This window comes from Streptomyces bugieae, assembly GCF_036352915.1.
Taxonomy (GTDB): Bacteria; Actinomycetota; Actinomycetes; order Streptomycetales; family Streptomycetaceae; genus Streptomyces; species Streptomyces endophytica.
On record NZ_JAZBJP010000020.1, the window covers coordinates 1 to 26,624 of the forward strand.

Below are 26,624 nucleotides of genomic sequence, written 5' to 3' on the forward strand. Positions count from 1 at the left end.
CGGCATGGTCCGCACCGAAGTGCGCTGCGCCCGCTGCGGCTCCCACCTCGGCCATGTCTTCGAGGGCGAGGGGTACCCGACGCCTACGGACCAGCGGTACTGCATCAACTCGATCTCGTTGCGGCTGACGCCCGACGAGAGCTGACGCCGCCCGGCGGCCCGGAATGCGCGATGCCCACGAGAGCCGCGGCTTTCGTGGGCATCGCGCATGCCGGCGTGGGTCACGCCGGCATGGTGATGGCCGTGACGACCAGGCCCTCCTCGACCAGCCAGCGGCCGGTGAACTCGGTGAGTTCGGTGCCCTTGACGAGGGGGCCGGGGACGAGGAGGCGGGCGGTGAAGGTGGCGTCGGTGGGGTCGAGGGTGAGCAGTGCGTCCTCGAAGCCGAGCCAGCGCTGGGCGAGGGGGTACCACGCCTTATAAACGCTCTCCTTGGCGCTGAAGATCAGGCGGTCCCAGGCGACCTCCGGTTCGAGGTCGGCCAGGTGGCGGAGCTGGGCGCGTTCCTCGGGGAGGGTGACGAGGTCCATGACGCCCGGGTCGGAGACCGGCAGGTTGGGCTCGGCGTCCAGGCCGACGGTGAGCATGTCCCGTTGGCGGGCCACCACCACGGCGCGGTAACCGGTGCAGTGCGTCATCGCCCCGACGATGCCGGCCGGCCACTCCGGCGCCCGGTCCCGGCCGGGCAGCAGCGGCGCCGGGGCGATGCCCAGCCGGGACAGCGCGGCGCGGGCACAGACGCGCACCGTGCCGAACTCCCGTTGGCGCTTGGGCACGGCGTCTGCCACCAGCGCCCATTCCTCGGGGAACATCTCGGACAGCGGGGCGTCCTCGAAGGACTCGGCGGTCACGAGCGGCGCCGGGAGCAGCTTGTCGATCATGCCCGGGCTCCCGTGGTGCCGGAGCCGACGGCGGCCGGGGCCGGCAGGATCTGCACCGGACGGCCCGGTGCGCCGGAGCGGCGCCGCCACTCCCGGGGATAGCCGAGCGAGACCTCCTGGTGCGGTACGCCGTCGCAGATCAGCAGTCGGGGGATGTGCAGATGGCCGTAGACGACGGTGGCGGCACGGAACCGGCGCGGCCAGTCGGCGGTCGCCTCCGTACCGCACCACAGCGCGAAGTCCGGGTACCACAGCGGGTCGGTGGGCTCCCGGACCACCGGCCAGTGGTTGATCAGGATGGTCGGCAGGTCCGCCGGCAGGGCCGCGAGCCGGGCCTCGGTGGCCGCCACCCGCGCCCGGCACCAGTCCTCGCGGGTGGGATACGGGTCCGGGTGCAGATGGAACTCGTCCGTGCACACCACCCCGGCCTGCTCGGCCCGGGCGAGCGCCTCCTCCTTGGACGTCACGCCCGGCCGCCGGAAGGTGTAGTCGTAGAGCAGGAACAGCGGGGCGAGCACGACCGGGCCGCCGGCCCCCTCCCAGACCGGGTACGGGTCCTCGGGCGTCAGGACCCCCAACTCCCGGCAGATCTCCACCAGATGCTCGTACCGTGCCACCCCGCGCAGCTGCACCGGATCGTCGGCGGGGGTCCACAGCTCGTGGTTGCCCGGCACCCACACCACCTTGGCGAAGCGTTCGCTGAGCAGGCCGAGCGCCCAGCGGATGTCGGCGACGTACTCGCCCACGTCGCCGGCGACCAGCAGCCAGTCGTCGGCCGACTCCGGTCTTAACCCCTCGACGATCTCGCGGTTCTCGGCATAGCGGACGTGCAGATCGCTGACCGCGACCAGGGTGCCGGGGCCGTGGGCGGGTGCGGGGTGCGGGGACGGGGCGGGGGCCGGGGGCGGCGCTGCGGGGCCGTCGGCGCCGGGGGCCGGGGTGCGGATCTCGTAGGTCACCCTCGCAGTAAAGACGGTGCGCCAGGGAGAGTGAAGGGCGGGCCGGGGGACGGGCGGTGTGTCACCGGTCCGGGCGTGCCGGGGGCGGTGCGGCGGCGGTCCGGCCGGCGGCCCCGGGGGAGGGCGTGCCGCCGCGGCGGATGCGGGTGGCCAGCCACAGGTCGAAGCGGTCGTCCGGGTCGTCCAGCCGACGCCCCGTCAGATCCATGGCCTTGTCGAGGCGGTTGCGCACGGTGTGCCGGTGCACGCCGAGCCGGCGGCTGGTGGCGTCCCAGACGCCGCCGGTCTCCAGCCAGGCCGCCAGGGTGGCGATCAGCTCCTCGCCGTTGTCCGCGAGGTCGAGCGGGCCGAGCACGGTGTCGGCGTAGCCCTGCAGCGTGCGGCGGTCGCCGAGGTCGAGCAGCAGCCGGCTGGCCTGGCTCTGCCGGGCCTCGGCCGGCTCGCCCGACGCCCGGCTGACGGCCAGCAGACCGGCCGCCTGCCGCAGCGAGACCCGCACCGCCTCCGGCGCGGTGACCGGGCCGATGCCGGCCGGCCGGTGCGGGGCGAAGCGGGCCAGTACGTCCCGGATGTCGAGGTCCTCGCCGACCACCGCCTCGACGAAGGGGCCGGCCGGCCCGCCCGGTGCGCGGTCCGGTGCGCCGGCCGGGGTGCCGTCGGCGGCGCCGCCCACCACCCGGACCAGTCCGCCGGGCATCGCCAGGGCGAGATCGGCGGCCATCTCCTGGGCGGCGGACTCGGCGGCCGACCCGTCGGAGGTCTCGGGGGCCGCCGTGCCGGAACCGGCCCCCGCCGCCCGCTTGCGCGCGTCGCCCCCGCTGCCCGCCTCCACCACCACACCGCGCACCCGCTCGGTCGTCAGTCCCACCGAGTGCAGCATGTCCCGGGCCCGGCCGGGTGCCGGATGCTCCTCGGCCAGCAGTTCCGACAGCAGCGCCGACCGGCGCCGGCGCTCCGGCTCGTCGCGCAGGTGGCGGCGCTCCAGCTCCAGCGAGAGCAGCGAGACCAGACCGGGGACCACCGACCGGGCGGCGTCGTCCGGGCGGCCGGTGAGCAGCAGCAGACCGCGCAGCCGCCGCGCGCCCAGCGGCTGCACCTCCAGCTGCTGCCCGCCGGCCGTACTGGACGCGCTGCCGCGCAGCCCGCGCGCGGCGACCCGGTCGAGCAGATCGCGGGCCTGGGCCAGGGGCGTGCGCGGCTCCCGCTCGCCGGCCGCCAGCAGCCGCCCGAGCGGATCGAGCACCGCGGCGCCCACGCCGGTGGCGGCCGTCCACTCCTCCAGCATCGGCCGCAGCCCGTCGCCGGCCGCGGCCGCGGTCAGCCGCCGCTGGGTGGCGAACGCCCGGTGCAGCGCGTCGCGCTGCTCGGTGGCGCGGGCGTCGAAGACCGCCTTGGTGACCGCGATGAACGGCACCTCGTCCGGCACCGTCAGCAGCGGCAGCCCGGCCTCCTCGGCCGCGGTCACCAGCGGCTCCGGCGCCTCCTGGTACGGCAGGCCCTGGCCCAGCCCGAGCGCCAGGCAGGCCGCCCCGCCCTCGGCGACATCACGGACGTACGCCCGGCAGGCGGCCGGCTCCATGGGCAGCAGCAGGCCGATGGTCATCAGCAGTTCGCCGCCCTGCAGCCACTTGCCGGGCGACAGCAGGTCCGAGACGGTCGCGGCCTCGATCGGGCGGGCCAGCAGGTGCGGCGGCACGTCGTAGGTGACCGAGAGGCGCAGGTCGGGCCGGGTCAGCAGGTCCGAGAGGTGCAGCGGCATAGACATAGTGTCCACCACATATCCATGGGATGGACGATCGGGCGATCGAGTCCCGGCGGCGGGGCGCCTAGGTTCGCACCACCGCGGAATCGCTGTATCGGGCAACTATCGCCGGTGGCCCGCGGAGACCCGTCGTCGACCACGCCCCCAGGAGAGACCCATGGATCCCACGGCCCCCATGGACCGCACGAGTCAGGGGCGCGGCTCCGGCATGATCGAGGTCCGCTCCATCGACTACGTCCCGGTCCGGGAGCGGCACGGGAAGGTCTGGCACCAGGGCCCCTTCTGGTTCACCGGCAACTTCGTGCTCACCACCATGGTCACCGGCTTCCTCGGCCCGTCGCTCGGCCTGAGCCTGGCCGCCTCCGTCGCCGCGGTCGTCCTCGGCGCCTGCTTCGGCACCTTCTTCATGGCCTTCCACGCCAACCAGGGCCCCCGGATGGGCCTGCCGCAGATGATCCAGTCGCGGGCCCAGTTCGGCATCCGGGGCGCGATCGTCCCGTTCGCCGCGGTGGTCTTCGTCTACGTCGGCTTCAACGTCTTCAACGTCGTCCTGGCCGCCCAGGGCCTGCGCACCGTCTTCCCCGGCGGCACCACCCTCTGGTACGTCCTGATCATCGGCGTCGCCATCGTCCTCGCGGTGGTCGGCCACGACCTGCTGCACCTGGTCCAGCGCTGGCTGACCTATGTGCTGATCGCGGTCTTCGGCGTGCTGACCGTCGGCGCGCTGGTCCAGCTCCACCCGCACACCGCCGCCGGCGCCGCACACGGCTCCTGGACCTCCTTCCTGGTGGTCTTCTCTGCCGCGGCCGGCTACCAGATCAGCTACGCCGTCTACGTCTCGGACTACTCCCGCTACCTGCCCCGGGACGTCTCCGCCCGCAAGGTGATCTGGTGGACCTACGCCGGCGCCGGAGGTTCGGCCGCCTGGCTGATGTCGCTCGGCGCGCTGCTCGCCTCCGCACTGCCGCACCCGGACGCGATCAGCGCCCTCCGCCAGGTCGGCAACGCCATCCTCCCCGGCTTCGGCACCTTCGCGGTCGTCGTCTCCTCCGTCGCCCTGATCGGCATCATGGCGGTCAACGCGTACGGCGCGATGCTCACCACCACCAGCGCGGTGGACGCCTTCCGCACGGTCAAGCCGACTGTCCGCGTCCGCATCGCCGGCATCGTCACCATCGGGCTGATCATCTTCGCCGTGGCGATGCTGCTCCCGGAGGACTACCTGGAGAGCTTCAACACCTTCGTGCTGATGATGCTCTACTTCCTCATCCCCTGGACCGCGGTCAACCTCGTCGACTTCTACTGGGTCCGGCGCGGCCACTACGCCGTCACCGCGATCTTCGACCCGGCCGGTCTCTACGGCCGCTGGGCCTGGCGCGGCATCCTCGCCTACGCCGCCGGCTTCGTCGCGATGATCCCCTTCTTCGCCACGTCCTTCTACACCGGCCCGGTCACCGAGGCCCTCGGCGGCGCCGACCTGTCCTTCGTCCCCGGCCTGCTGGTCGGCGGCGGCCTCTACCACCTCCTCAACCGCAACCTCGACCTGGCGGCGGAGCAGGCCGCGGTGGCCGCCAGCGAACGGGAACTGGAGGGCACCCCCGATGCCGCCGCCGGCCCGGACGCGCCGGCGGCCGCCGGCAGCCCCGCCTGAGCCGGCTCACGGACCCAGGACCACCACCGACTCCGGGGGCAGGCGCAGGACGCCGTCCGCCCCCGGCAGCCGGGCCGCCGGCCAGCCCGCCAGGGCCTCCAACGCCGGCCGTCGGCCGCCGTCCCCCCGCGGCAGCGGCACCGCGGCCGTCGCCTCCGGCGAGAGGTTGACCGCCACCCGCAGCGGGCCGCGGCACAGCAGCAGCCAGCGCGCCTCCTCGTCGAAGCGGACCGAGGTGTGCCGGGGGTCCGGGTCGGTCAGCGCGGGCAGTTCGCGGCGGAGCGTCAGCAGCGTGCGGTACCAGGCCAGCAGCCCGGAGTGCGGGGCCACGGCCGGCTCGGACCAGTCCAGCACGCAGCGGTCGCGGGTGGCCGGATCCTGCGGGTCCGGCCACTCGGCGCTGTCGCCCGCCCAGGCGTGCTCGGCGAACTCCCGCCGCCGGCCGGCCCGTACCGCCTCCGCCAGCTCGGGATCGGTGTGGTCGGTGAAGTACTGCCAGGGCGTGCGCGCCCCCCACTCCTCGCCCATGAACAGCATCGGGGTGAACGGCGCGCACAGCACCAGCGCGCCGGCGCAGGCCAGCAGGCCGGGGGAGAGGGCGGCGGCGAGCCGGTCGCCGAGCGCCCGGTTGCCGATCTGGTCGTGCGTCTGGGCGTAGGCCAGCAGCCGGTACGCCGGGGTCTCCCGCAGGTCCAGCGGTGCGCCGTGCGGCCGGCCGCGGAAGCTGGAGTACGTACCGTCGTGGAAGAAGCCGCCGGTCAGGGTCTTGGCGAGGGCGGCGAGCGGGGCCCGCGCGAAGTCCGCGTAGTAGCCCTGGGACTCACCGGTGAGCGCGGTGTGCAGGGCGTGGTGGAAGTCGTCGTTCCACTGGGCGTGCAGGCCCTGGCCGCCGCTGTCGCGCGGCGCGGTCGTCCGCGGATCGTTCAGATCCGACTCGGCGATCAGGAACAGCGGGCGGCGCAGCCGGCCGGCCAGCGCGTCCACGGCGGCGGAGAGCTGGGCCAGGAAGTGCGGGGTCCGGTCGTCGTGCAGCGCGTGCACGGCGTCCAGCCGCAGCCCGTCGAGCCGGTAGTCGCGCAGCCAGGACAGCGCGCTCCCCAGGAAGTAGGCGCGCACCTCGTCGGAACCGGGCGCGTCGAGGTTGACCGCCGCGCCCCACGGCGTGTGGTGGGTGTCGGTGAAGTACGGGCCGAATTCCGGGAGATGGTTGCCGGACGGGCCGAGGTGGTTGTGCACGACGTCGAGGACCACGCCCAGGCCCTGACCGTGCGCCGCGTCCACGAACCGCTTCAGCCCCTCGGGCCCGCCGTACGGCTCGTGCACCGCCCAGGGCGCGACCCCGTCGTAACCCCACCCGTGGGTGCCCGGGAAGGGGCAGACCGGCATCAGCTCGATGTGGGTGATGCCCAGGTCGGCCAGGTGCCGCAGGCGCGCGGCGGCGGCGTCGAAGGTGCCCTCCGGGGTGTACGTCCCGATGTGCAGCTCGTACAGGACCGCGCCGGGCAGCGGGCGGCCGGACCACGGGTGGCGCCAGCCGAACCGGTCGTGCTCGACGACCGCGGCCGGGCCGCCGGGGCCCTCCGGCAGCCGGGCGGCCCGCGGATCGGGCAGCGGTGGCCCGTCGTCGAGCCGGAACGCGTAGCGGTCGCCGTCGCGGGCCGGCGCGTCGGTACGCCACCAGCCCGCGCGGGCGTCGTCCGGCTCCATCGGAATCTCCGGTTCCGTAGCCCGGTCGCCCGCCCACCGGAGAGCCACCCGGCCGGCGCGCGGCGCCCACACCTCGAACAGCACGGCCGTCCTCCTTCGTTCGCACCCGGTCCGGACGACCCAAGCATGCCGGCGCGCCGCCCGACAGCCCGACGTGGCGGCACGGGCCGACATCGCGCCAATGCGCGCGTCCGTTCCGGCGAGATGACGGGCCGTCCGGCACCGCCCGGAGCCGCCCGGAGCCGCGCACCGGCCTCGCCTGGACAGCGGCTCGCGGGAGCCCGACAATCACGGCATGACTTCGCTGGAGTTCCCCGCGCGTCCGGCGCGGCCGTCGGACGCCGACCGGGAACGCGCCCTTGACCTGCTGCGGGACGGCGCGGCGCAGGGGCGGCTGTCCCAGGACACCTTCCTGCGGCGGCTGGAACTCGTGCTCACCGCCCAGGAGAACGCCGAACTCGACCTGCTCACCGCCGACTTGGCGAGCCGGGGCAAGGTCCAGGGCACCCTGCTGCGGATGGTCGGCCGGGTCTCGGCGTTCCACCTCCGGGTGCGCCGGGCCTGGCGGATGGAGCGGCTGCCCAAGCTGCTGCTGCCCGAACCGAGCCCCCTCCCGCTGGTCATAGGGCGGGCACCGGGCGTCGGCCTGCGCCTCAACCACGAGACGGTCTCCCGCGCCCACGCCGAGCTGCGCAGCGCCGGAAAGGGCTGGCTGCTGCGCGACCTCGGCTCCACCAACGGCACCTGCGTCAACGGCCGCCGGGTGGTCGGCGAGGTCCCGGTCGGCCCCGGCGACCACATCACCTTCGGCCACGTGGACTACGTCCTGACGGAGCGCTGACCCGCCGCCTCCGGGGCGCCGGAGCGCAGCGGACGGTCCCCCGACGGGCTGGACGTCCACACCCCCTCGCCGTGCGTCAGCCCCGGCAACTCCCGCTGCACATCGGGTACATGACGCGCCGCGAGAGCCCCGCTGATCAGCCAGGACCGCCGGCCGCCGGTGGTCCCCTCCAGCTCCGCGCCGAACGCCGCGAGCCGGGCGGTCACCGGCGCCAGGGCGTCCACCGGAACCTCCGCCTCGAAGGCGTGGTACGGCTCGTAGACCCGGGTACCGGCCCGGTCGAGCGCCCGCAGCAGGACACCCGGGGTGACCGCCCGGAAGTCCCCGGCCGTGCTCAGCGGGCCGATGAACCCGGACCGGGTCAGCACGACCCGGCAGTCCGTCACCGCCAGCCCGCGCGGACCGTTGCGCAGGGTGGCCAGCACGGTCTCCTCGACGGCCTGGTGGAAGCCGTGCGGCAGGGCGCCCAGTTCGGTCTCGTAGGTGAAGACCGGGCCGGAGCCGCGGGCGCCCGGCTCGACCCGCAGCCCGACCGTGGCCCACGGCCCGGTGTGCCCGCGCCGGGCGATCTCCGCCAGCGCCTCGCCGACCCCGCGGGGCCGTTCCACGCACACCACCCGGCTCGGCGCGAAGACCGCCTCGATGCCGTACTCCTGACGCAGCGTCGCCGCCAGCACCTCCTTCTGCACCTCGCCGTGCAGCAGCACCGACGTCGCGCCGTCCGGCGCCGGGCGGACCGCCAGCAGCGGGTCCTGGTCGGCCAGCGCCAGCAGTGCGGCACGCAGGGCCGCGGCGCGCTCCGGGGCGCGGGCGCGCACCACGGATTCCAGGGTGGGGGAGGGGAAGTGGGCGGGGCCGTCCGGGGTGTCGCCGGGCGGGCCCAGCCGGTCGCCGGTCCGGACGCCGGGCAGCCCGCGGACCACCGCGATGTTGCCGGCGGTCAGCGGCCCGTCGTCCCCGGGCGGCCGCCCGACGACGTCGAGCGCGGTGATCCGCCCGGTGAGCGGCCCGCCGCCGGCGCGGTGCAGCTCGATCCGCTGCCGGGCCCGCAGCTCGCCCGCGAACAACCGGAGGTACGCGGTCCGCTCGCCCTGCGGCGGCTGGTGCACCGCGAAGACCGTGCCGCGCGGCGGACCGCCCGGCGGCGCCGGAGCCGGCGGGATCAGCCGGACCACGCCGTCGACCAGCGCCCGGACGCCCTGCCCGCCGAGCGCCGAACCGAAGAACAACGGATGCAGCGAACCGTCGGCCGTCCGGGCGGACAGCGCCGCCCGCACCTGCTCCGCGTCCGGCGGCGTCCCGTCGACGAGCCGGGCCAGCACCGACTCGTCCACCTCCGCCACGGATTCCGCGATCCGCTCGCGCACCTCGGGATCCGCCAGCGCGTACGGCACCGCGCGGGCCCGCGGGGTGCCGAGCCCGGTCACGGACGTCAGGGGCACCACGGCCGGGGTCAGCAGCCGGCGGATGTCGGCCACCAGCTCCTCCCCGCGGGCGCCCCGCCGGTCGATCTTGTTGACGAAGAGCAGGGTGGGCAGGCGCAGCCGCCGCAGCGTCCGCATCAGCACCCGGGTCCTGGCCTGGACGCCCTCCACCGCGGACAGCAGCAGCACGGCGCCGTCGAGCACGCCGAGGGCCCGCTCGACCTCGGCGATGAAGTCCGAGTGGCCGGGCGTGTCGATCAGATTGACCTGGACATCGCCGACGGTGAAGGAGGCGACCGCCGAGCGGATCGTGATGCCGCGCTGCCGCTCCAGCTCGCCGGTGTCGGTCCGGGTGTCACCGGCGTCCACACTGCCGAGCCGGTCGATGACGCCGGTGTCGAACAGCAGCCGCTCGGTGAGGCTGGTCTTACCCGCGTCGACGTGGGCGAGAATCCCGATGTTCAGGGTGTGCGAAAGGTGCATGGAAGGAGGCGTCCTCGAAGACAGTCGTCCGGATGGGGCGATGAGTCGTTCCGAGGAATCCGCGCATTCCGTTGCTCCTGTTCAGTCATCCCTGTGTACCGGGCCATGCTGACAGCCGTACGCCGGACCGCAACCGAATTAAACGGTGCGGCCCGGCGAACGACACCGGCGCTCAGTGCTGGTGCAGCCCGCGCCCCGCCAGCGTCAGGAACGTCTCGCCGACCGCCTCCGACAGCGTCGGATGGGCGTGCACGAGCTGCGCCACATCGGACGGTTCGGCGTCCCAGGCCACGATCAGCTGGCTCTCCGCGATCATCTCCGAGACGTGCGGACCCACCAGATGCACGCCCAGCACCGCGCCGGTGGCCGCACCCGCCGCCCCCTCGGCCGCCGCGATCACCTTCACCAGGCCGCCCTTGCCGTGCACCATGCCCTTCGCGGTGGCGGTCAGCGGCAGGGTGTTGACCTGGACCGCCAGTCCCCGGGCGCGCGCCTCCTCCTCCGTGAGGCCGACCGAGGCGGTCTGCGGCGAGGAGTACGTCACCCGCGGCACCGTCGCGTAGTCCACCGGCCGCGACGGCACCCCCGCCAGCGTCTCGGCCACCAACAACCCCTCGGCGAACGAGGCGTGGGCCAGCCCCAGGGACGGCGGCGGCAGCAGGTCACCCACCACATGGATGCCCGGGACCGCGGTCTCCAGCCGCGACCAGTCCGCCGGCACCACGAACCCCCGCTCGTCGGTGGCCAGTCCGGCCGCCTCCAGCCCCAGCCCGTCCGTCACCGGCGCCCGTCCCACTGCCACCAGCAGCCGCTCCGCCTCGACCACCACCTCCTCCCCCTTGGCGGTCCGTACGGTCGCCCGGCCCCCGTCCGCGCCCACCTCCGTGCCGACGACCATGGAACCCGTCCGGACCGCGATGCCGCGCTTCTTCAGCCCGCGGGCCAGATGGCGGCCCACGTCGGCGTCCTCCAACGGCAGCAGCCGCTCGGCCGCCTCGACGAGCGTGACCTCGGCCCCCATGGACCGGTGGAACGAGGCGTACTCGACACCGATCGCGCCCCCGCCCAGCACCAGCACGGACCCCGGAAGCTCCGCGGCGAACAGCGCGTCATCGCTGGTCACGACGGTCCGCCCGTCCGCCGCCAGTCCCGGCAGCAGCCGCGGCCGGGACCCGGTGGCGAGCACGATGCCGCGCCCGGCCGTGAACTCCCCGGCGCCCTCGACAAACACGGTCCGCGGCCCGGTCAGCCGGGCGCTCCCCCGCAGCACCCGCACCCCCGCGGTCCGCAGATGCCCCTCCACGCCCTGGTGGTTGCGCGCCACGATGCCGTCCCTGGTGGCCACCAGGGACGGCCAGTCCAGCGCGTCGACACTGGCCTTGACGCCCCACCGCTCCCGGGCCTCCGTGATCCCGTCCACCAGCTCCGCGGCGTGCAGCATCGCCTTGCTGGGGATGCAACCGCGGTGCAGACAGGTGCCGCCGATCAGATCCCGCTCGGCCAGCACCACCCGCAGCCCCAGAGAAGCGGCCCGCAGCGCCGTGCTGTACCCGCCGGTGCCCCCGCCGATCACGATGACGTCGGTGAATCGATCCCTCTCACTCATGCGCCCAGCCTCCGCCCACCTGCACTCATGAGTCCAAGGCAATGTTTTTATGGACCTGATGAGCAACCGTCATACCGACCGCAGCGCCAAGGCGCCGAGCCGCCACGGCGGGAGAACCGACCACGTACGGGCAGGCACGGCGCAGCGGAAGGCACGGCCATGAGCCTGCGGCGGATGGAATACCTGGTGGCCGTCGTCGAAGAGGAATCCTTCACCCGCGCCGCCGAGGCCCTGCACGTCACCCAGTCCGCCCTGTCCCACCAGATCAAGGCACTGGAACGGGAGGTCGGCGGCCCACTGCTGGAGCGGATGCCGCGCGGCGTACGGCTGACCGCGATGGGCCGGGCGTACTTCCCGCACGCCGAACTCGCCGTGCGCAGCGCCCGGCAGGCCCGGCGTGCCGCACTGGCCGCGGGCGGCGCGCGGACCGGGGAACTCCACATCGCCACGGTGCACGCACACGCCCTCGGAGTGCTGCCGGAGGTCTGCGCCCGCTGGGCCCGGTCCCGCCCCGGCGTCCGCCTGGTGCTGCACGAATACGCCACCACCGATGAGCTGGAGGAACAAATGGCGCGCGGGGTGGCCGACATGGCGTTGGGGCCCCGCCCCAAGGACTGGCCGGGGCCGGTCACCGTCGTCGGGCGCGAGCGCATGGTGCTCGTGGTCCCGCGCGGCGATCCGCTCGCCGCCCGGCCCTCGGTGCGGCTGGCGGACCTGGCGGACCGCCCCTGGGTGCGCTGCAGCCTGGAGCCGATGGTCGACGGCCGGCGCTGGCTGGACCTGGAGTGCGAACGGGTCGGCTTCACCCCGCGCACCGCGGTCCGCACCCAGCACACCTCGACCGCCGTCCGGATGGCGTCGGCGGGCGTCGGGGTGCTGCTCACCGCGGCCCATGAACTGACCGGCCTGGACTGCGCGTCGGTGCCCACCGACCCGCCCTGGCGCCGCGACATCACGGTCTTCTCCCGGGTCGAACTCACCGGTGCGGCGGCCGAGTTCACCGAACTCCTGCGCACGACCGGCCCCGCGGCCACCGACCCGGCGGACGCTCCCTGAACCGAACCGAACCGAAGCGGACCTGACCGAAGCGGAACTGACCGAACCGAACCGAACCGGACCGAACCGAACCGGACCGGACCGAACCGGACCGGACCTGCCCGGACCTGACCGGTCCCGCCCCCGGCGAAGGACCCGGAAGGTGGCACTCCGGCCGGCCCTCACTCTCCGGCCGGCCCTCACTCCCGTACGAACAACCCCACCGGCGACCGGGACAGCAGCTCGCTCAGGCCCACCACCTCGCCGCCCGGAAGCTCCCGCCCGGTGCGCCCGGCCAGCGCATCGCGCCAGGGGCCGCCCGGCGGCATCCGCAGCCCGGTGTCCCACCAGCCGCCGGTCTCCACCAGCCGCAGCGACAGCCGGGTCACCACCGTCAGCACCCGCCCGGTACGGCAGAAGGCGACACAGTGCTCGGCCGCCGGGCCCTCCGCGTACACCGGGGTGTACGAGCCGGCCGCGCCGAACCACTCCGGACGCGCCCGCCGCAGCCGCAGCGCCGCGACGGTCAGCCGCAGCTTCTCACCGGCCAGATCGAGCGGCGCGCCCCCACCGTCCGGTCCGCCGTCCGCCGGCCCGTCCCCACCGGCGTCCGCCCCGCCGTCCAGTGCGGCGAGCAGCTCCGGCCGGAAGGCGGCGGGCCGCCGGTTGTCCGGGTCGACCAGCGCGGCGTAGGTGAGTTCGGTCCCCTGGTAGAGGTCCGGGACGCCCGGCATCGTCAGATGCAGCAGGGCCGCGCCCAGGACGTTGGCGCGGATGTGCGGTGCGAGCTGCGCCGCCAGCGCGGCCAGCGGCGCGGCCGCGGGGCCGCACGGCCCGGTCCGGACGAACTCCGTCACCGCCTCCTCGTACTCCGCGTTCGGCTCCGTCCACGAGGTGCGCAGCCCGGCCTCCCGCACCGCCTTGAGGACCGACGGCGCCACCCTCCCCCAGCCGTCGCCGAGTGGTGCGCCGACCGTCGCGGAGCCGTCGGCGGGTGCGCCCAGGCCGAACGCGGTCTGCCAGGCCAGCCAGGAGACCATCGGATCGGCCGGCCCGGCACCGGGCAGCAGAGCCGCCCCGGCGCCGCACACCGCGTCCTCGCCCATCCCGGCCAGCACGTCCCGCCACCGGTCCGGGCACTCCGACAGCACCGCGATCCGCGCCCGGACGTCGGCGCTGCGCTTGGTGTCATGTGTGGAGAGCACCGTGCCGGTCGCCGGCCAGTCCCGCTGGATGCGGGCGCCGTAGGCATGGAACGCCTCCGGGCCGAGCGCGGGCTCACCGGGGTCGCCGCCCACCTCACAGGCCGACAGCAGCACCGGATAGCGGTAGAAGGCGGTGTCCTCCACGGACTTGGCGTGCAGCGCGGACGCGGTCTGGGCGAAGCGGGCGGCGAAGTCGGCCCGGTCGAGACGGTCGGCCCGGTCGCCACCGTCGGCAGGGCCCGGAGCCCCGCCGAGCGCCGCGTCACCGTCCGCGCCGAGCCCCAGCGCCAGATCGTGGACCAGGTCCACCGCCCGGGCCTCCTCGGGCACCCGGAACGCGGTGCGTGCCCCGGCCGCCGCCCGGCCCAGCATCGCCGCGTCCTGCACCGCCCGCGAGGCGTCGCCCGCGTACGGCCGGTAGACCGGCAGCCGGACCAGCACCTCCCGGAGCGCCTGCCGCAGCGCCCACGGCGCATGGTCGCCGGGCCGCGGATCGCGCGCACTGATCCGGGCCGCGGTGCGCACCAGCCGCTCCACCTCGGCCGCCAGGTCATGACTGACGACCTCGTAGGCGGCCCGGCGCACGGTCTCCTCCCAGTCGCCGCCCTCGTCGGCCAGCGGCGTGACGAAGTCCCGGTAGTGGGAGAAGAGTCTCCCGGCGCCCTGCGGGCAGACGAACAGCCCGTCGATGTGGCGCAGCGCGTCGTACCCGGTGGTGCCCGCGCACGCCCAGCTGCCGGGCAGCCGCTCCTCGCCCGTGAGGATCTTCTCGACGACCGTCCAGCGCCCGCCGGTGGCCTCGCCCAGCCGCGCCAGATAGCCGGCGGGGTCGGCCAGCCCGTCCGGGTGGTCGACGCGCAGCCCGTCGATGACGCCCTCGCGGATCAGCCGCAGCACCGTGCCGTGCGTCGCCTCGAAGACCTCCGGCTCCTCGACGCGCACCCCGATGAGGTCCGAAATGGTGAAGAAACGGCGGTAGTTCAGTTCGGTGCGGGCCAGCCGCCACCAGGCGAGGCGGTACCACTGCGCCTCCAGCAGGTCCGGCAGCGGCAGTTCCTCGGTACCGGCGCGCAGCGGGAAGACCTTGTCGTGGTAGCGCAGCACCCCGTCCGCCGGATCGACGCGGAGGTGCCGTGCCTCGTCGCCGATCCGCCCGCCCAGCACCGGCAGCAGCAGCCGGCCGTCGTGCCCGCCGTCCCAGTCGACGTCGAACCAGCGGGCGTACCGGGACGCCGGGCCGTCGCGCAGCACCTCCCACAGCGGCGTGTTCAAGGACACCGGCCCCGGCACCGCCATGTGGTTCGGCACGATGTCGACGACCAGTCCGAGGCCGTGCGCCCGGGCCGTCGCCGCCAGCGCCCGCAGACCCGGCTCGCCGCCCAGTTCGGCCCGTACCTCCGTGTGGTCGACGACGTCGTACCCGTGCGTGGACCCCGGCACGGCCTCCAGCACCGGTGACAGGTGCAGGTGGGAGACGCCCAGCGCGGCCAGATGGGGGACCGCCCGCTCGGCGGCGGAGAACGGGAAGTCCGGCTGGAGCTGCAGCCGGTAGGTGGCGGTCGGCGACACACTCGAGGGCTCCGTCATGGGAACACCCGTACCCCGCCGACGGCCCGTTCTGTCATCGCTGCGCGGCATTGGCGTCGTCGTTTCCTCCAACCCGGTGCGCCGGCGCGGCAGGCCGCTTCGTACGTCCGGTGCGTACGGCGCGCAGCCCCGGGGCGGATAGCGTCGGGCGATGACCGCCGTCGCCGCCTACCGCCGGGTGATCGCCCTGAGCGGGCCGCTGCTGCCCGTCGTGTCCTTCCTCGGCCGGCTCCCGACCGCCATGTGCCAGCTCGGCAGCCTGCTGCTGGTGGCCGGCACCAGCGGCTCGCTGACCACCGCGGGCCTCGTCGGCGGGGCCCTGGCGGCGGGTCAGACGGTCGGCGGCCCGCTGCTCGGCCGGCTCGCGGACCGGCACGGCCAGCGGCCGGTGGTGCTGGCCGCCTGCTGGTGCGACGCGCTCGCCGTCGCCGCCCTGGTGGCCGCCGCCCTCGCCCGGGCCGGGACCCTGCCGCTGGTGCTGCTCGCGCTGCTGGCCGGGGCCGCCGTGCCGCAGATCGGCCCGCTCGCCCGCACCCGGCTGGTCGCGCTGGCCCGCCGGGCCCGCGCCGACGACCGCACGGTCGCCACCGCGCTGTCCTTCGAGGGCACCCTGGACGAGGTGTCGTTCGTGCTCGGCCCGGCCCTGGTGGGGCTGTCCGCCACGCTCGCCCGGCCGGCCGTCGCGCTCGGCCTGGCCGCGGTCCTGCTGGCCGTCTGCGGTTCGGCGTTCGCGCTGCACCCGACGGCGGCCGCGGTCCGGCCCGCCGCACGCCAACCGGCCGCCGTCGCGCCGGCCCGCGCCCGGACGCCCCGGGCGGTCCACGGGATGCGCGTCTCGATGGCGTTGCAGGGCGTCCTCTTCGGCGCCTGCCAGGCCGGCATCACCGCCCTCACCGCCCGTCTGCACCAGCCCGGTCAGGCCGGCCTGGTCTATGCCGCGATGGGCGTGATGAGCGCCGCCGCCGGGCTCTCACTGGCGCTGCTGCCGTCCCGGATCGGCCTGCCGGCGCGCTGGCGGGCGGCCGCCGCGGCGCTGCTCGTGCTGTCCGTGCCGCTGTTGTGGGTACGGACGCTGGGGGCGCTCTACCTGGTCGTCGTGGTGCTCGGGGCGGCCATCGCCCCGCATCTGATCACCGTCTTCGGGCTGACCGAACGGCTGGTGCCGGCCACCCGGCTGGCCGAATCGATGGCCTTCCTCACCAGCGCGGTGGTCGGCGGCCAGGCGCTCTCCCTGGCCGCCTCCGGCCGGCTCGCCGAGGCGTACGGGCCGTCCGCCGCCTTCGCGGTGGCCGTCTGCGCCGCCGTACTGATCCTCGGCATCGCCCTCGCCACCCGGGGCCCGGCCCCGGCGCCCGCGGCCGCTACGCGGGCCGCTGCAGCACCAGCATGCTCCGGTCGGTGAGCGTCAGCCGGTCGCCCGCCTTGACCTTCGCACCGCCGCCGTCCGCGACCGACCGCGGCCGGTCGGTGTCCACCACGACCTGCCACTGCCGGCCGAGGTGCTCCGGAACCGTGAACTCCTTCTCCTGGTCGTGGGCGTTGAACATCAGCAGGAACGAGTCGTCGGTGACCGGCTCGCCGCGGGGCCCCGGCTCCGAGATCGAGCTGCCGTTGAGGAAGACGGTCAGCGACTTGGCGTGCGCCGACTGCCAGTCCCGCGGCCCCATCTCCCGGCCACCCGCGGTGCACCAGGCGATGTCCGACAGCTCGTCGTGGGTGCCCTCGATCGGGTGACCCTGGAAGAACCGCCGGCGCCGGAAGACCGGGTGGTCGCGCCGCAGCCACACCATCTGCCGGACGAACTCCAGCAGCTCCAGCTGTTCCTCGTCACCCCACTCCGCGGCCGCCGCCTCGTCCGGCTCCGCGCCGTCCTCCTCGTCCGCCTCGTAGCTGTCCTCCTCCGGGCCCGCGGGCTCCGGCCAGTGCACCCACGACAGCTCGTTGTCCTGGCAGTACGCGTTGTTGTTGCCGCCCTGGCTGCGGCCGAACTCGTCGCCGTGGCTGAGCATCGGAACGCCCTGCGACAACATCAGTGTGGCGAGGAAGTTCCGCATCTGCCGGGCCCGCAGCCGCCGCACCCCGGGGTCGTCGGCCGGCCCCTCGGCACCGCAGTTCCAGGACCGGTTGTAGCGCTCACCGTCGCGGTTGTCCTCGCCGTTGGCCTGGTTGTGCTTGTCGTTGTACGACACCAGATCGCGCAGCGTGAAGCCGTCGTGGCAGGTCACGAAGTTGACCGAGGCCAGCGGGCGGCGGCCGTCCTCCTGATAGAGGTCCGACGAGCCCGTCAGCCGGGACCCGAACTCCGCGAGGGTGCGGGGCTCGCCCCGCCACAGGTCCCGCACGGTGTCGCGGTACTTCCCGTTCCACTCGGTCCACAGCGGCGGGAAGTTCCCCACCTGATAGCCGCCCTCGCCGACGTCCCACGGCTCGGCGATCAGCTTCACCTGGCTGACGACCGGGTCCTGGTGCACCAGGTCGAAGAACGACGACAGCCGGTCCACCTCGTGGAACTGGCGGGCCAGCGTCGCCGCCAGATCGAAGCGGAAGCCGTCCACCCGCATCTCCTGCACCCAGTAGCGCAGCGAGTCCATCACCAGCTGGAGCACGTGCGGACTGCGCATCAGCAGGGAGTTCCCGGTGCCGGTGGTGTCCATGTAGTACTGCCGGTCGTCGCAGAGCCGGTAGTACGAGGCGTTGTCCAGCCCCCGGAACGACAGCGTCGGCCCCAGATGGCTGCCCTCGGCCGTGTGGTTGTAGACCACGTCGAGGATCACCTCGATACCGGCCTGGTGCAGCGCCCGCACCGCCGTCTTGAACTCCAGCACCTGCTGCCCCCGGTCGCCCCAGGAGGCGTAGGCGTTGTGCGGGGCGAAGAAACCGATGGTGTTGTAGCCCCAGTAGTTCGTCAGCCCGGCGTCCACCAGCCGGTGGTCCTGGACGAACTGGTGCACCGGCATCAGCTCCAGGGCGGTCACCCCGAGCTTCGTCAGGTGCTCGATGATCGCCGGATGCGCCAGCGCGGCATAGGTGCCGCGCAGCTCGTCGGGGAGCTCCGGATGGCACATCGTCAGGCCCTTCACATGGGCCTCGTAGAGCACGGTCTCGTGGTACGCGGTGCGCGGCGGACGGTCGTCGCCCCAGTCGAAGTACGGATTGACCACCACGGAGGCCATGGTGTGCGGCGCCGAGTCCAGGTCGTTGCGGACCTCGGGCCGCCCGAAGTGGTAGCCGTAGACCGCCTCGTCCCAGTCGATCACCCCGCTCATGGCCCGGGCGTACGGGTCGAGCAGCAGTTTCGCGGAGTTGCAGCGGTTGCCCCGCTGCGGTTCGTAGGGACCGTGCGCCCGGAATCCGTAGCGCTGTCCCGGCATCACCCCCGGAAGATAGGCGTGCCGCACAAAGGCGTCACTCTCGCGCAGCTCGACGGCGGTCTCCGAGCCGTCGTCGTGCAGCAGACACAGTTCGATGCGGTTCGCGGCTTCGGAGAACACCGCGAAGTTGGTGCCCGCCCCGTCATAGGTGGCACCCAGCGGATACATCTGTCCCGGCCAGACCTGCATGCGTAGACTCTTCCACTTTCTCGTCGGGCGCTGCGGCGACTCCACGACACACGTCCGCGGACCGAGGGGAATTCCTTCCCCAACTTGTCGCAACTTGTCCCTCACAGAGGGATTTTCGCGAGATTCCCGCTGAATGGTGGCAACCCGTCGGGATGTCGGATCGTCCTAATGGTCGTCCTACTGGAGGACCGACGGGGGACCGCTACCGCATGTCACGGACGTGACAGCAGGGGGGAACCGTGCACCGACTCCTGCACCGCCACCTCGGGAAGGCCGTCGCCGGCGCCGCCCTGGCGCTCACCGGTACCGCCGCCATGGCCGCCGTCACCCTGCCCGCCGGCGCCGGCGCCACCGGCACGACGGCCACCCGGCCGGCCGAGGCCGGCGTCCCGGCCCAGGGACGCGATCCGGGCGCGCCGCCGCCGGGCGTCGTCGAGCCGGCCGGCACCCAGGGCGTACGCGGCCACGGACGCGATCCGCTCACCGACGACGAGCTCCGGCGCGCCCGGGACCTCGCGCAGCCGCGCGCCCTGCGCAACGCCGCCAGGAACGTCACCGGCCGCCCGGGGCCCGAACCGCTCCTCACCGATCTGGCCGAACGCCGGCCCGCGGAAGCCGGGCTGGCCGACCCGCCGCGCCGCGCCCTGGTCTCGTTCTACGACTACGCGACCGACGGCTACGTCACCACGACGGTCAACCTGACCACCTCCGAGGTGGAGGCCACCGACACCCAGCGCGGCGTCCAGCCGCCGCCCAGCCACGCCGAGGCGGTCGAGGCGGCCCGGCTGCTGATCGCCGACCCGCTCGGCGCCGGACTGCGGCAGGACTTCCGCCAGGCCACCGGCCGCGACCTCACCGGACCCGACCCGCTCGCGGTCACCGGCTTCGTCTACCGCGGCCGCGCCGAGGGCGACGCCCCGGGAGCCCTGGCCGCCTGCGGCCCGCACCGCTGCGTCCGCCTCTTCACCAAGGTCAAGAACGGCCCGTGGATCGACACCCGCCGCCTCGTCATCGACCTCAGCGCCCGCACCGTCGCCCGCCTCGGCTGACCGCGCCCGCCACCGCCACCCCTCTCCCCGGAGCCGCCACCATGCCCGGAAGCCGCACCGCCGGCGCCCGCATCCGCCGGCGCACCACCGCGCTCGCCGCCGCCCCGCTACTGCTCGCCGCGACCGCCCTGCTGACCGCCCCGGCCGTCCAGGCCGCCCCCGAAGCCCCCGCCGCCCGCGCCGCCGCGCCCGCCCCGCCCTGCTCCGCCGCGTTCCGTATCACCCGGACCCTGGACGGCGGCACCACCTGGCGGATGTGCTGGCACTACGAGGGCAACGCCGGCCTGGTCCTGGACGACGTCTCGTACCAGCCCAAGGGCGAACCCGCCCCGCTCAAGGTGCTCACCAGCGCCCGCCTCGGCCAGATCCACGTCCCCTACGACGACGGCAGGAACGAGTACGACGACCTCACCGGCCAGGGCTTCGCCCAGGGACTGCAGAAGCTCACCCCCGCCGAGTGCCCCGGCGGCACTGTCAAGACCGTCCGGGTGCCCGGTGCCTACGACCCCGCCCACCCCGACGTCAGCGGCCTGTGCACCACCACCCGCGCCCGCGGCCACGCCTACCGCATGGGCCCCTACCCCGGCGAGAACGCCCCGACCTACCAGCTCCAGGGCCAGGACCTGCTGGTCTACACCGTCAACAAGGTCGGCTGGTACGAGTACCTCACCGAATGGCGGTTCGCCGGCGACGGCACCATGACGTTCCAGGTCGGCGCCACCGGCACCCTCTCACCCGGCGACTACGACGCCGGCGACGGCCGCGGCATGCCGCTTGGGAAGGGCGCCAAGGACTACGCCACCAGCCACAGCCACAACGTCTTCTGGCGCCTCGACTTCGGCCTGGGCGGATCCTCCGGCAACAAGGTCGAGCAGTTCGATTCGGCCACCACCACCCGCCGCGGCGGCAACACGCCCACCATCCGCACCACCCGTACCCCCGTCACCCGAGAACTCGCCGGCGACGCCGGACCGATGCGCTGGTGGCGGGTGGTCAGCCCGAACGGCCGTAACAAGGACGGACATCCGCGCTCGTACGAGATCGTGCCGGGCCACACCAGCAAGTACACCGGCCGCGGTTACACCCGGCACGACGTCTATTTCACGGACTACAACAGCTGCGAGCGGTTCGCCAGCAACAACCTGGCCAACTGCGGCCCCCGCACCGGCCGGAGCGTCGACGCCTGGGTCAACGGACAGCCGCTGAAACACCCCATCGCGTGGGTCAACATCGGGTTCCACCACATCGCCAGGGACGAGGACCAGGAGCCGATGCCCGTGCACTGGCAGGGCTTCCAGCTGGTCCCACGCGACGTCACGGCTATGAATCCGCTCACTCCGCCCGCCCTCGCCGGTCACAACGGGCACTATGAATAAGGGGAGTTGGTAGACGACTCGACCCATCCTGCTGCACCGCCTCCCGCACCGCAGTAGTCTGCCTTGATCGTTGGCACGGGGGTTCGGAAGGCGGTGGCAGGTGAGCGGCGGGCTGGAGTTGCCCCCTGGTGACGAGAGTCATGAGGGGCATGAAGGCGGCTCCGTCGACGCACCACCCGGCGCGGTGTCCCTGGCACGACCGCTGGAGATCGGGGCGGAACTGGACTGGGGCGCCGAGGCGTGGAGCGAGGTGCGCACCCGTGCCCGCCGGGCCGGCCGCGCCTACATCTGGCTGAATCTCGTCGAGCAGCGGCTGCGGGCCGTGGTGGCGGCCGTGCTGCGGCCCATCTACGAGCCGGTGCACGGCGACGAATGGGTGATCGCCGCGGCCGGACCCGCCGGTCAGGAATGGGTGCAACGGGCCGTCGCGGTCCGCGAGGTCAGCCGCCGCAAGGGCTACCTCCTCGACCCCGCGGACGACAACATCGTCAGCTTCCTGACGCTGCCGCAACTCCGCGAACTGATGGTCCAGCACTGGCCCTGCTTCGAGCCGTACTTCGACGACCGCCGGGAGGTCGAGCTGGCCCTCGACGAGCTGGAGGTCGCCCGCAACATCGTCTCCCGCAACCGCGCGCTCTCCGAGACCGTCCTCGCCCAGGCCGAGCGCGCCTCCGCCCGGCTGCTGGACATACTCGGCTCCGGTGCCGGCACCCGCATTTCCGGGCGACTGCCCATCGACGCCGTCGAGGACCTCGTCGGTGACCGCTACGCCGACGTCATCGGTGTCCACCCCGACCGGGTGCGCCTCCAGCGGCAGTTGCCCGCCGAGGACCTCTTCGGCGGCGCCCGCCGGCTCGACGCCGTCGGCATCGGGCTCAACCTCCTCGTCCAGAACTACTCCGGCCGCCGCCTGGTCCGGCTCGCCGAATCCGGCTGCCGGGTCCGGCTGCTCTTCCTCAACCCGGCGAGCAGCGCGGTCCGCCGCCGGGAGCGGGAAATCGGCCTGAAGAAGGGCGAGATGAGCCGCTCCATCGAGATGAACATCCTGCACATGCGGCGGGTGCGGGCCCGGCTGCGCGACCCCGGCGCCTTCGAGATCCAGGTCTTCGACGAGACCCCGCGGTTCACCGCCTACCTCGTCGACGGCGACGGCCCGGACGGCCTGGCCGTCATCCAGCCGTACCTCCGCAAGAGCCGCGGCATGGAATCCCCGGTCTTCGTCCTGCGCGGCGGCTCCCGGGACATCGTCCGCCAGGACGCCCGGGACGGCCGCGACGGCGACCACGGGCTGTTCGAGACCTACCGGGAGGAGTTCGAGGGCATCTGGGCGGACTCCCGGCCGGTTTCCTGACGTACCTCGTACGGTTGTGCGTATGCAGTTCCGCGTACTGGCCCCTCTGGGCGTGCGGTCCGCCGACGGCCGCCCCGCCCCCGTCCCGGAGAAGAAAGTACGGGCCCTGCTCGCCGCCCTCCTGGCGCACCACGGCCGTCCGGTCTCCGCCGACCGGCTGATCGAGCACCTCTGGGGCCCGCGGCCGCCCGCCCACCCCACCGCGTCCCTGCAGAGCAAGGTCTCCCAGCTCCGCCGCGCCCTGGACACCGCCGAACCCGGCGCCCGCAAACTGGTGGCCACCGCCCCGCCCGGCTACCGGCTGGACATCACCGCCGACGCCCTCGACGCCGGCCGCTTCACCGCGCTCACCACCCGCGCCCGGACCGCCCGTTCCGCGGCGGACCGGGCCGGGCTGCTCACCGAGGCGCTGGACCTGTGGCAGGGCCCGGCGTTCGCCGGCTTCGCGGACGACGACCTCGTCCGCCCGGTGGCCGAGGCCCTGGAGGAGCAGCGGCTGACCGCCCTGGAGGAGCACGCCGCGGCCCGCCTGGAACTGGGCGAGCACGCCGCACTGACCGGCGAACTGGCCGCCCTCGTGGCCCGGCACCCGCTCCGGGAACGGCTGCGCGCGCTCCAGCTGACCGCCCTGTACCGGTCCGGCCGGCAGAGCGAGGCGCTGGCCGCCTACGGCGAGATCCGCACCCGGCTGGCCGAGGAACTGGGCGTCGACCCCGGCGCCGAACTGACCGCGGTCCACCAGGCGATCCTGCGCCAGGAACCCTGGCAGCCCCGGCCGGCGGCCATCACGGCACCGGCGCACACCCCCGGCGCGCAGCCGGACCCACACCCCCGGCCCCGCACCAACCTCCCCACCCCGCTCACCGAACTCCTCGGCCGCGAGGACGCGGTACGCCAGGTCGGCCAGACCCTGGCCGACCACCGCCTGGTGACGCTCACCGGCCCCGGCGGGGTGGGCAAGACCCGCCTCGCCCTGGAGACCGCCGGCCGGCTGGCCGGCGACTTCCCCGACGGCATCTGGCTGGTGGAGCTGGCCGCCCTCGGCCGCCCGGACGACCCGGACCACGGCCGCCGCGCCAAGTGCACCGCCGCGGAGGTCGCCGAGGCGGTACTGGCCGTGCTCGGCGTCCAGGAGGGCGCGGCGGCCGGACCGGTGGCCGAGCGCCTGGTCGCGGCCGTCCGCGGCAAACGCCTGCTGCTGGTCCTGGACAACTGCGAGCACCTCGTCGACGCGGCCGCCGAGGTCACCGCCGAACTCCTGGCAGCGGCACCGCGGTTGCGCGTCCTGGTGACCGGCCAGGAACCGCTGGGCCTGGCCGGCGAGCGGATCCGGCCCGTGCCGCCGCTGGCCCCGGACGGTGCGATCGCCCTGTTCGCGGCCCGCGCGGGCGCCGCCGACCCCGGCTTCGTGCTGGACGCCGGGAGCGCCCCCGCGGTCGCCGAGATCTGCCGCCGGCTGGACGGCATCCCGCTCGCCCTGGAACTCGCCGCCACCCGCGTCCGGGTGCTGGGCGTACGGGAGTTGAGCGCCCGGCTCGACGACCGGTTCCGGCTGCCGGCCGCCGCCCGGCGCGGCGCCCCACCCCGCCAGCAGACCCTGCGCGCCATGATCGACTGGAGCTGGGAGCTGCTGCCCGGCCCCGAACGCACCGTGCTGCGCCGGCTGGCCGTGCACGCCGACGGCTGCACCCTGGAGGCCGCCGAATGGGTCTGCGCCGGCGACGGCATCGCCCGCGAGCACGTGCTGGAGCTGCTGGCCAGGCTCGTGGACCGCTCGCTGGTGGCGGTCGCCCGGACGCCGTACGGGACCCGCTACCGCCTCCTGGAGACCGTCGCCGCGTACTGCCTGGAACGCCTCCGGGAGGCCGGTGAGCTGTCCGCGGTACGCCGGCGTCACCAGCTCCACTACACCGAACTGGCCGAGCGGGCCGCCCCGTTGCTGTACGGGGCGGCACAGCGGGAGTGGCTGGAGCGGCTCGACCAGGAGACCGCGAACCTGCGTGGCGCCCTGGACGGCGCGGTCGCGGACGGCGCCGCGGACCGGGCGCTCCGGCTGGTGAACGCTCTGGCCTGGTACTGGTTCCTGCGCGGCCGGCTCGCGGAGGCGGGCCGCTCGCTGGACGCGGCACTGACCGCGTCCGAAGGGGACCATCCGGACGTCCCGGAGGGCCGGCGGCTGCGGGCGGCGGCCTGGCAGGTCGGCATGGCCTCCCTGGCCGGCGGCGACGCCGACCCGGTGACCCGGGCGGCCGCCGTTCTCCGCCGCTACGAAGCCCACGACGACCCCGGCGAACGCGCCTGGGCCCAGTGGTTCCTCGGCTACGCCCAAGTCGGCCTCGGCGACCCGGACATGGCGGCGGACCGGATGGTGCGGGCGCTGACCGCGTTCCGTGCGCTCGGCGACCGCTGGGGCACCGCGGCGGCGCTCAGCAGTCGCGCCCAGGGCACCGGCGGCGAGGACCTGCCCGCCCGCCGCCGCGCCGCCGAGGAGAGCGTCGCGCTCTTCGCCGAACTGGGCGACCGCTGGGGCCAGTTGCAGGCCGGCGACGCCCTGGCCGCGATCGCCGAGATCACCGGCGACTACGGCCGCGCGGCCCGGCTCCACCAGGAGGGACTGCGCAGCGCCGAGGAGCTGGGCCTGCGGATCCAGGTCTCGTACAAGCTCTCCGGGCTCGGCCGGATCGCGCTGCTGACCGGCGACCTGGCGGCCGCCCGGGACCACCACGAGCGGGCGCTGCGGCTGGCCGCCGAACAGTCCCACCGGCGCGGCGAGATGTTCGCCGAGTGCGGACTCGCCCTCGGCGCCAGGAGGGAGGGCCGCCTCGATGAGGCGGAGGCGCATCTGCTGCCCTGGCTGGAGTGGTGCCGGGGCCGGGAGGGTGACCCGGGAACCGCGTTCGTCCTGGCCGAACTGGGCTTCCTCGCCGAACTCCGGGGCGACGCCGTCACCGCCCACCGGCACCACCTCGACGGGTTCGCCGCGGCCCGCGCCACCGGCGACCCCCGCGCCGTCGCCATGGCCCTGGAGGGCCTGGCCGGCGCCCGGACGCTGACCGGCCACCTCGCCTCCGCGGCCCGACTGCTCGGTGCGGCGGACGCCCTGCGCGCCGCCGCCGGCGCACCCCAGCCGGCCGCGGAACGCGCGGACGTGACGCGCAGCACGACCGCCGCGCGCGCCGGGTTGGGCGCGAGGGCCTTCGACGCGGCGTACGCGCACGGGGCGGAGAGGACCCCGGAGGAACTGGTGGCGGAGGACCTCTACGGAGTCCCCGTGATCCCGCCGTCCACCCGCAGCTCGATCCCGTTGACGTAATCGGCGCGCGGGCTCGCCAGATAGGCGACCGCGGAGGCGATGTCCTCCGGGCGCCCCAGCCGCCCGGTCGGGTTCGCGGCGTACGCGGCGACGATGTCCGCCTCGTCGACGGGGCCCACCGCCTCCGCGGTCGCGGTGGCGCCGTTCCCCTCGTCCGTCGAGTCCGCCGCCCGTTCCTCGAACATCCGGTACATCGACGGGCTGACGATCACCCCGGGACTCACGCAGTTCGCGGTGACCCCCGTCCCGGCGAGGTGCCGGGCCAGGCTCGTGGTCATGTTCACCACGGCGGCCTTGGCGGCGGAGTACGTCACCATGTTGGGCAGCGGCGTCCGCACGGCCCGGCTGCCGATGGTGATGACCCGGCCCCAGCCGTGCGCGCGCAAGGACGGCAGCAGCGTCTGGCTGACCCGCACCGCGGGCAGCACGTTCCCCTCGAAGGCGGCCCGCCAGTCGGACGCCCGGGAGCTCTCCCAGTCGTGCTCGGCGAACGGCCCGGCGTTGTTGACGAGGATCTGGACCCCGAAGTCCCGTGCGGTCAGGGCGATCTGCTCCGCCACGCCCGGTTCCGTCAGATCGCCGAGCACCACTTCCGTCCGCACGCCGCGCGCCGCGACCCGCTCGGCGACGGCCGCCGCGGCCCCCGCGTTGCGGCCGTGGACGAGGACCTCGCACCCCTCGTCCGCCAGCGTCTCGGCGATCGTCGCCCCGATCCCCGAACTGCTGCCCGTCACCAGCGCCGCGCGCCCTGCCAGCCGTAGGTCCATGCGGCCAGCCTAGGGGGACGCCGCCCCGATCGTGCCCGGCTCGCGATTCTCTCCGCGGGCCGGTCCG

The 26,624-nt window shown here is 74.6% G+C and carries 18 protein-coding genes; 9 read left to right on the forward strand and 9 right to left on the reverse strand.

From position 1 onward, the window contains the following. On the forward strand, positions 1-145 hold a 145-nt coding region (locus tag V2J85_RS25775; protein WP_330822934.1), incomplete at its 5' end, for a peptide-methionine (R)-S-oxide reductase. A 76-nt stretch (positions 146-221) separates the two neighbouring features. On the opposite strand, the gene V2J85_RS25780 is transcribed toward V2J85_RS25775, so the two are convergent. The 3 genes from V2J85_RS25780 to V2J85_RS25790 form a co-directional block, all read right to left on the reverse strand. Continuing rightward, positions 222-881, reverse strand: coding sequence for a 4'-phosphopantetheinyl transferase family protein (locus tag V2J85_RS25780; RefSeq protein WP_261955120.1), 660 nt, complete (start codon positions 879-881; stop codon positions 222-224). Continuing rightward, positions 878-1,840, reverse strand: coding sequence for a metallophosphoesterase family protein (locus V2J85_RS25785; RefSeq protein ID WP_410011248.1), 963 nt, complete (start codon positions 1,838-1,840; stop codon positions 878-880). The genes V2J85_RS25780 and V2J85_RS25785 overlap by 4 nt, the downstream gene beginning before the upstream one ends. 61 nt (positions 1,841-1,901) lie before the next feature. Continuing rightward, positions 1,902-3,605, reverse strand: a complete 1,704-nt coding sequence (locus V2J85_RS25790) for a PucR family transcriptional regulator (RefSeq protein WP_330822936.1) — start codon at positions 3,603-3,605, stop codon at positions 1,902-1,904. A 154-nt stretch (positions 3,606-3,759) separates the two neighbouring features. Between V2J85_RS25790 and V2J85_RS25795 the strand changes: the two genes are divergently transcribed. Further along, positions 3,760-5,253, forward strand: coding sequence for a purine-cytosine permease family protein (locus V2J85_RS25795; RefSeq protein WP_261955119.1), 1,494 nt, complete (start codon positions 3,760-3,762; stop codon positions 5,251-5,253). Positions 5,254-5,259: 6 nt separating this feature from the next. On the opposite strand, the gene treZ is transcribed toward V2J85_RS25795, so the two are convergent. Next, the gene (treZ, locus tag V2J85_RS25800) at positions 5,260-7,044 is read right to left on the reverse strand and encodes a malto-oligosyltrehalose trehalohydrolase (protein WP_330822865.1); all 1,785 of its coding nucleotides are present in this window, start codon (positions 7,042-7,044) and stop codon (positions 5,260-5,262) included. Between the two features lie 211 nt (positions 7,045-7,255). Between treZ and V2J85_RS25805 the strand changes: the two genes are divergently transcribed. Then, positions 7,256-7,801 (forward strand): DUF1707 and FHA domain-containing protein, encoded by a 546-nt coding sequence (locus V2J85_RS25805; RefSeq protein WP_261955117.1) that lies wholly within the window; start codon positions 7,256-7,258, stop codon positions 7,799-7,801. Here the strand turns inward: V2J85_RS25805 and otr(A) are convergent. After that, entirely contained in the window at positions 7,780-9,708 is a 1,929-nt protein-coding gene (gene otr(A), locus V2J85_RS25810) for a tetracycline resistance ribosomal protection protein Otr(A) (protein WP_330822866.1), read from the reverse strand. The two genes, V2J85_RS25805 and otr(A), sit on opposite strands and share 22 nt — an antisense overlap. 172 nt (positions 9,709-9,880) lie before the next feature. Beyond that, positions 9,881-11,314, reverse strand: a complete 1,434-nt coding sequence (gene lpdA, locus V2J85_RS25815; protein ID WP_330822867.1) for a dihydrolipoyl dehydrogenase — start codon at positions 11,312-11,314, stop codon at positions 9,881-9,883. A gap of 159 nt (positions 11,315-11,473) precedes the next feature. Here lpdA and V2J85_RS25820 point away from each other — a divergent pair, with 159 nt between their 5' ends. After that, entirely contained in the window at positions 11,474-12,370 is an 897-nt protein-coding gene (locus V2J85_RS25820) for a LysR family transcriptional regulator (protein WP_261955114.1), read from the forward strand. Positions 12,371-12,549: 179 nt separating this feature from the next. On the opposite strand, the gene treY is transcribed toward V2J85_RS25820, so the two are convergent. Beyond that, the gene (gene treY / locus V2J85_RS25825; RefSeq protein WP_330822868.1) at positions 12,550-15,141 is read right to left on the reverse strand and encodes a malto-oligosyltrehalose synthase; all 2,592 of its coding nucleotides are present in this window, start codon (positions 15,139-15,141) and stop codon (positions 12,550-12,552) included. Positions 15,142-15,292: 151 nt separating this feature from the next. On the opposite strand from treY, the gene V2J85_RS25830 reads away from it, so the two are divergent. Next, positions 15,293-16,543 carry an MFS transporter gene (locus V2J85_RS25830; RefSeq protein WP_330822869.1) on the forward strand — a complete coding sequence of 417 codons (1,251 nt, stop codon included), beginning with the start codon at positions 15,293-15,295 and terminating at the stop codon, positions 16,541-16,543. Here the strand turns inward: V2J85_RS25830 and glgX are convergent. After that, entirely contained in the window at positions 16,503-18,701 is a 2,199-nt protein-coding gene (gene glgX / locus V2J85_RS25835) for a glycogen debranching protein GlgX (RefSeq protein ID WP_261955111.1), read from the reverse strand. The two genes, V2J85_RS25830 and glgX, sit on opposite strands and share 41 nt — an antisense overlap. A gap of 239 nt (positions 18,702-18,940) precedes the next feature. Here glgX and V2J85_RS25840 point away from each other — a divergent pair, with 239 nt between their 5' ends. The 4 genes from V2J85_RS25840 (at position 18,941) to V2J85_RS25855 (ending at position 25,790) form a co-directional block, all read left to right on the forward strand. After that, positions 18,941-19,750 carry a Tat pathway signal sequence domain protein gene (locus tag V2J85_RS25840; RefSeq protein WP_330822870.1) on the forward strand — a complete coding sequence of 270 codons (810 nt, stop codon included), beginning with the start codon at positions 18,941-18,943 and terminating at the stop codon, positions 19,748-19,750. A gap of 41 nt (positions 19,751-19,791) precedes the next feature. Then, complete coding sequence (locus V2J85_RS25845; protein ID WP_261955109.1) at positions 19,792-21,126, forward strand: copper amine oxidase; 1,335 nt, start codon at positions 19,792-19,794, stop codon at positions 21,124-21,126. Between the two features lie 100 nt (positions 21,127-21,226). Further along, complete coding sequence (locus tag V2J85_RS25850) at positions 21,227-22,477, forward strand: SAV2148 family HEPN domain-containing protein (protein ID WP_330822871.1); 1,251 nt, start codon at positions 21,227-21,229, stop codon at positions 22,475-22,477. 22 nt (positions 22,478-22,499) lie between these two features. Then, positions 22,500-25,790, forward strand: coding sequence for an AfsR/SARP family transcriptional regulator (locus V2J85_RS25855; RefSeq protein ID WP_330822873.1), 3,291 nt, complete (start codon positions 22,500-22,502; stop codon positions 25,788-25,790). Here V2J85_RS25855 and V2J85_RS25860 read toward each other — a convergent pair. Then, positions 25,736-26,557, reverse strand: a complete 822-nt coding sequence (locus tag V2J85_RS25860) for an SDR family NAD(P)-dependent oxidoreductase (protein ID WP_330822874.1) — start codon at positions 26,555-26,557, stop codon at positions 25,736-25,738. The genes V2J85_RS25855 and V2J85_RS25860 overlap by 55 nt on opposite strands. Between the last annotated feature and the right edge of the window lie 67 nt (positions 26,558-26,624).

Excerpts from the sequence above, each read along its gene's own strand:
- V2J85_RS25780 (WP_261955120.1), bottom strand. The coding sequence starts at position 881 with ATGATCGACAAGCTGCTCCCGGCGCCGCTCGTGACCGCCGAGTCCTTC.
- V2J85_RS25790 (WP_330822936.1), bottom strand. The coding sequence starts at position 3,605 with ATGTCTATGCCGCTGCACCTCTCGGACCTGCTGACCCGGCCCGACCTG.
- V2J85_RS25795 (WP_261955119.1), top strand. The coding sequence starts at position 3,760 with ATGGATCCCACGGCCCCCATGGACCGCACGAGTCAGGGGCGCGGCTCC.
- V2J85_RS25805 (WP_261955117.1), top strand. The coding sequence starts at position 7,256 with ATGACTTCGCTGGAGTTCCCCGCGCGTCCGGCGCGGCCGTCGGACGCC.
- lpdA (WP_330822867.1), bottom strand. The coding sequence starts at position 11,314 with ATGAGTGAGAGGGATCGATTCACCGACGTCATCGTGATCGGCGGGGGC.
- V2J85_RS25820 (WP_261955114.1), top strand. The coding sequence starts at position 11,474 with ATGAGCCTGCGGCGGATGGAATACCTGGTGGCCGTCGTCGAAGAGGAA.
- treY (WP_330822868.1), bottom strand. The coding sequence starts at position 15,141 with ATGACGGAGCCCTCGAGTGTGTCGCCGACCGCCACCTACCGGCTGCAG.
- V2J85_RS25830 (WP_330822869.1), top strand. The coding sequence starts at position 15,293 with ATGACCGCCGTCGCCGCCTACCGCCGGGTGATCGCCCTGAGCGGGCCG.
- glgX (WP_261955111.1), bottom strand. The coding sequence starts at position 18,701 with ATGCAGGTCTGGCCGGGACAGATGTATCCGCTGGGTGCCACCTATGAC.
- V2J85_RS25845 (WP_261955109.1), top strand. The coding sequence starts at position 19,792 with ATGCCCGGAAGCCGCACCGCCGGCGCCCGCATCCGCCGGCGCACCACC.
- V2J85_RS25855 (WP_330822873.1), top strand. The coding sequence starts at position 22,500 with ATGCAGTTCCGCGTACTGGCCCCTCTGGGCGTGCGGTCCGCCGACGGC.
- V2J85_RS25860 (WP_330822874.1), bottom strand. The coding sequence starts at position 26,557 with ATGGACCTACGGCTGGCAGGGCGCGCGGCGCTGGTGACGGGCAGCAGT.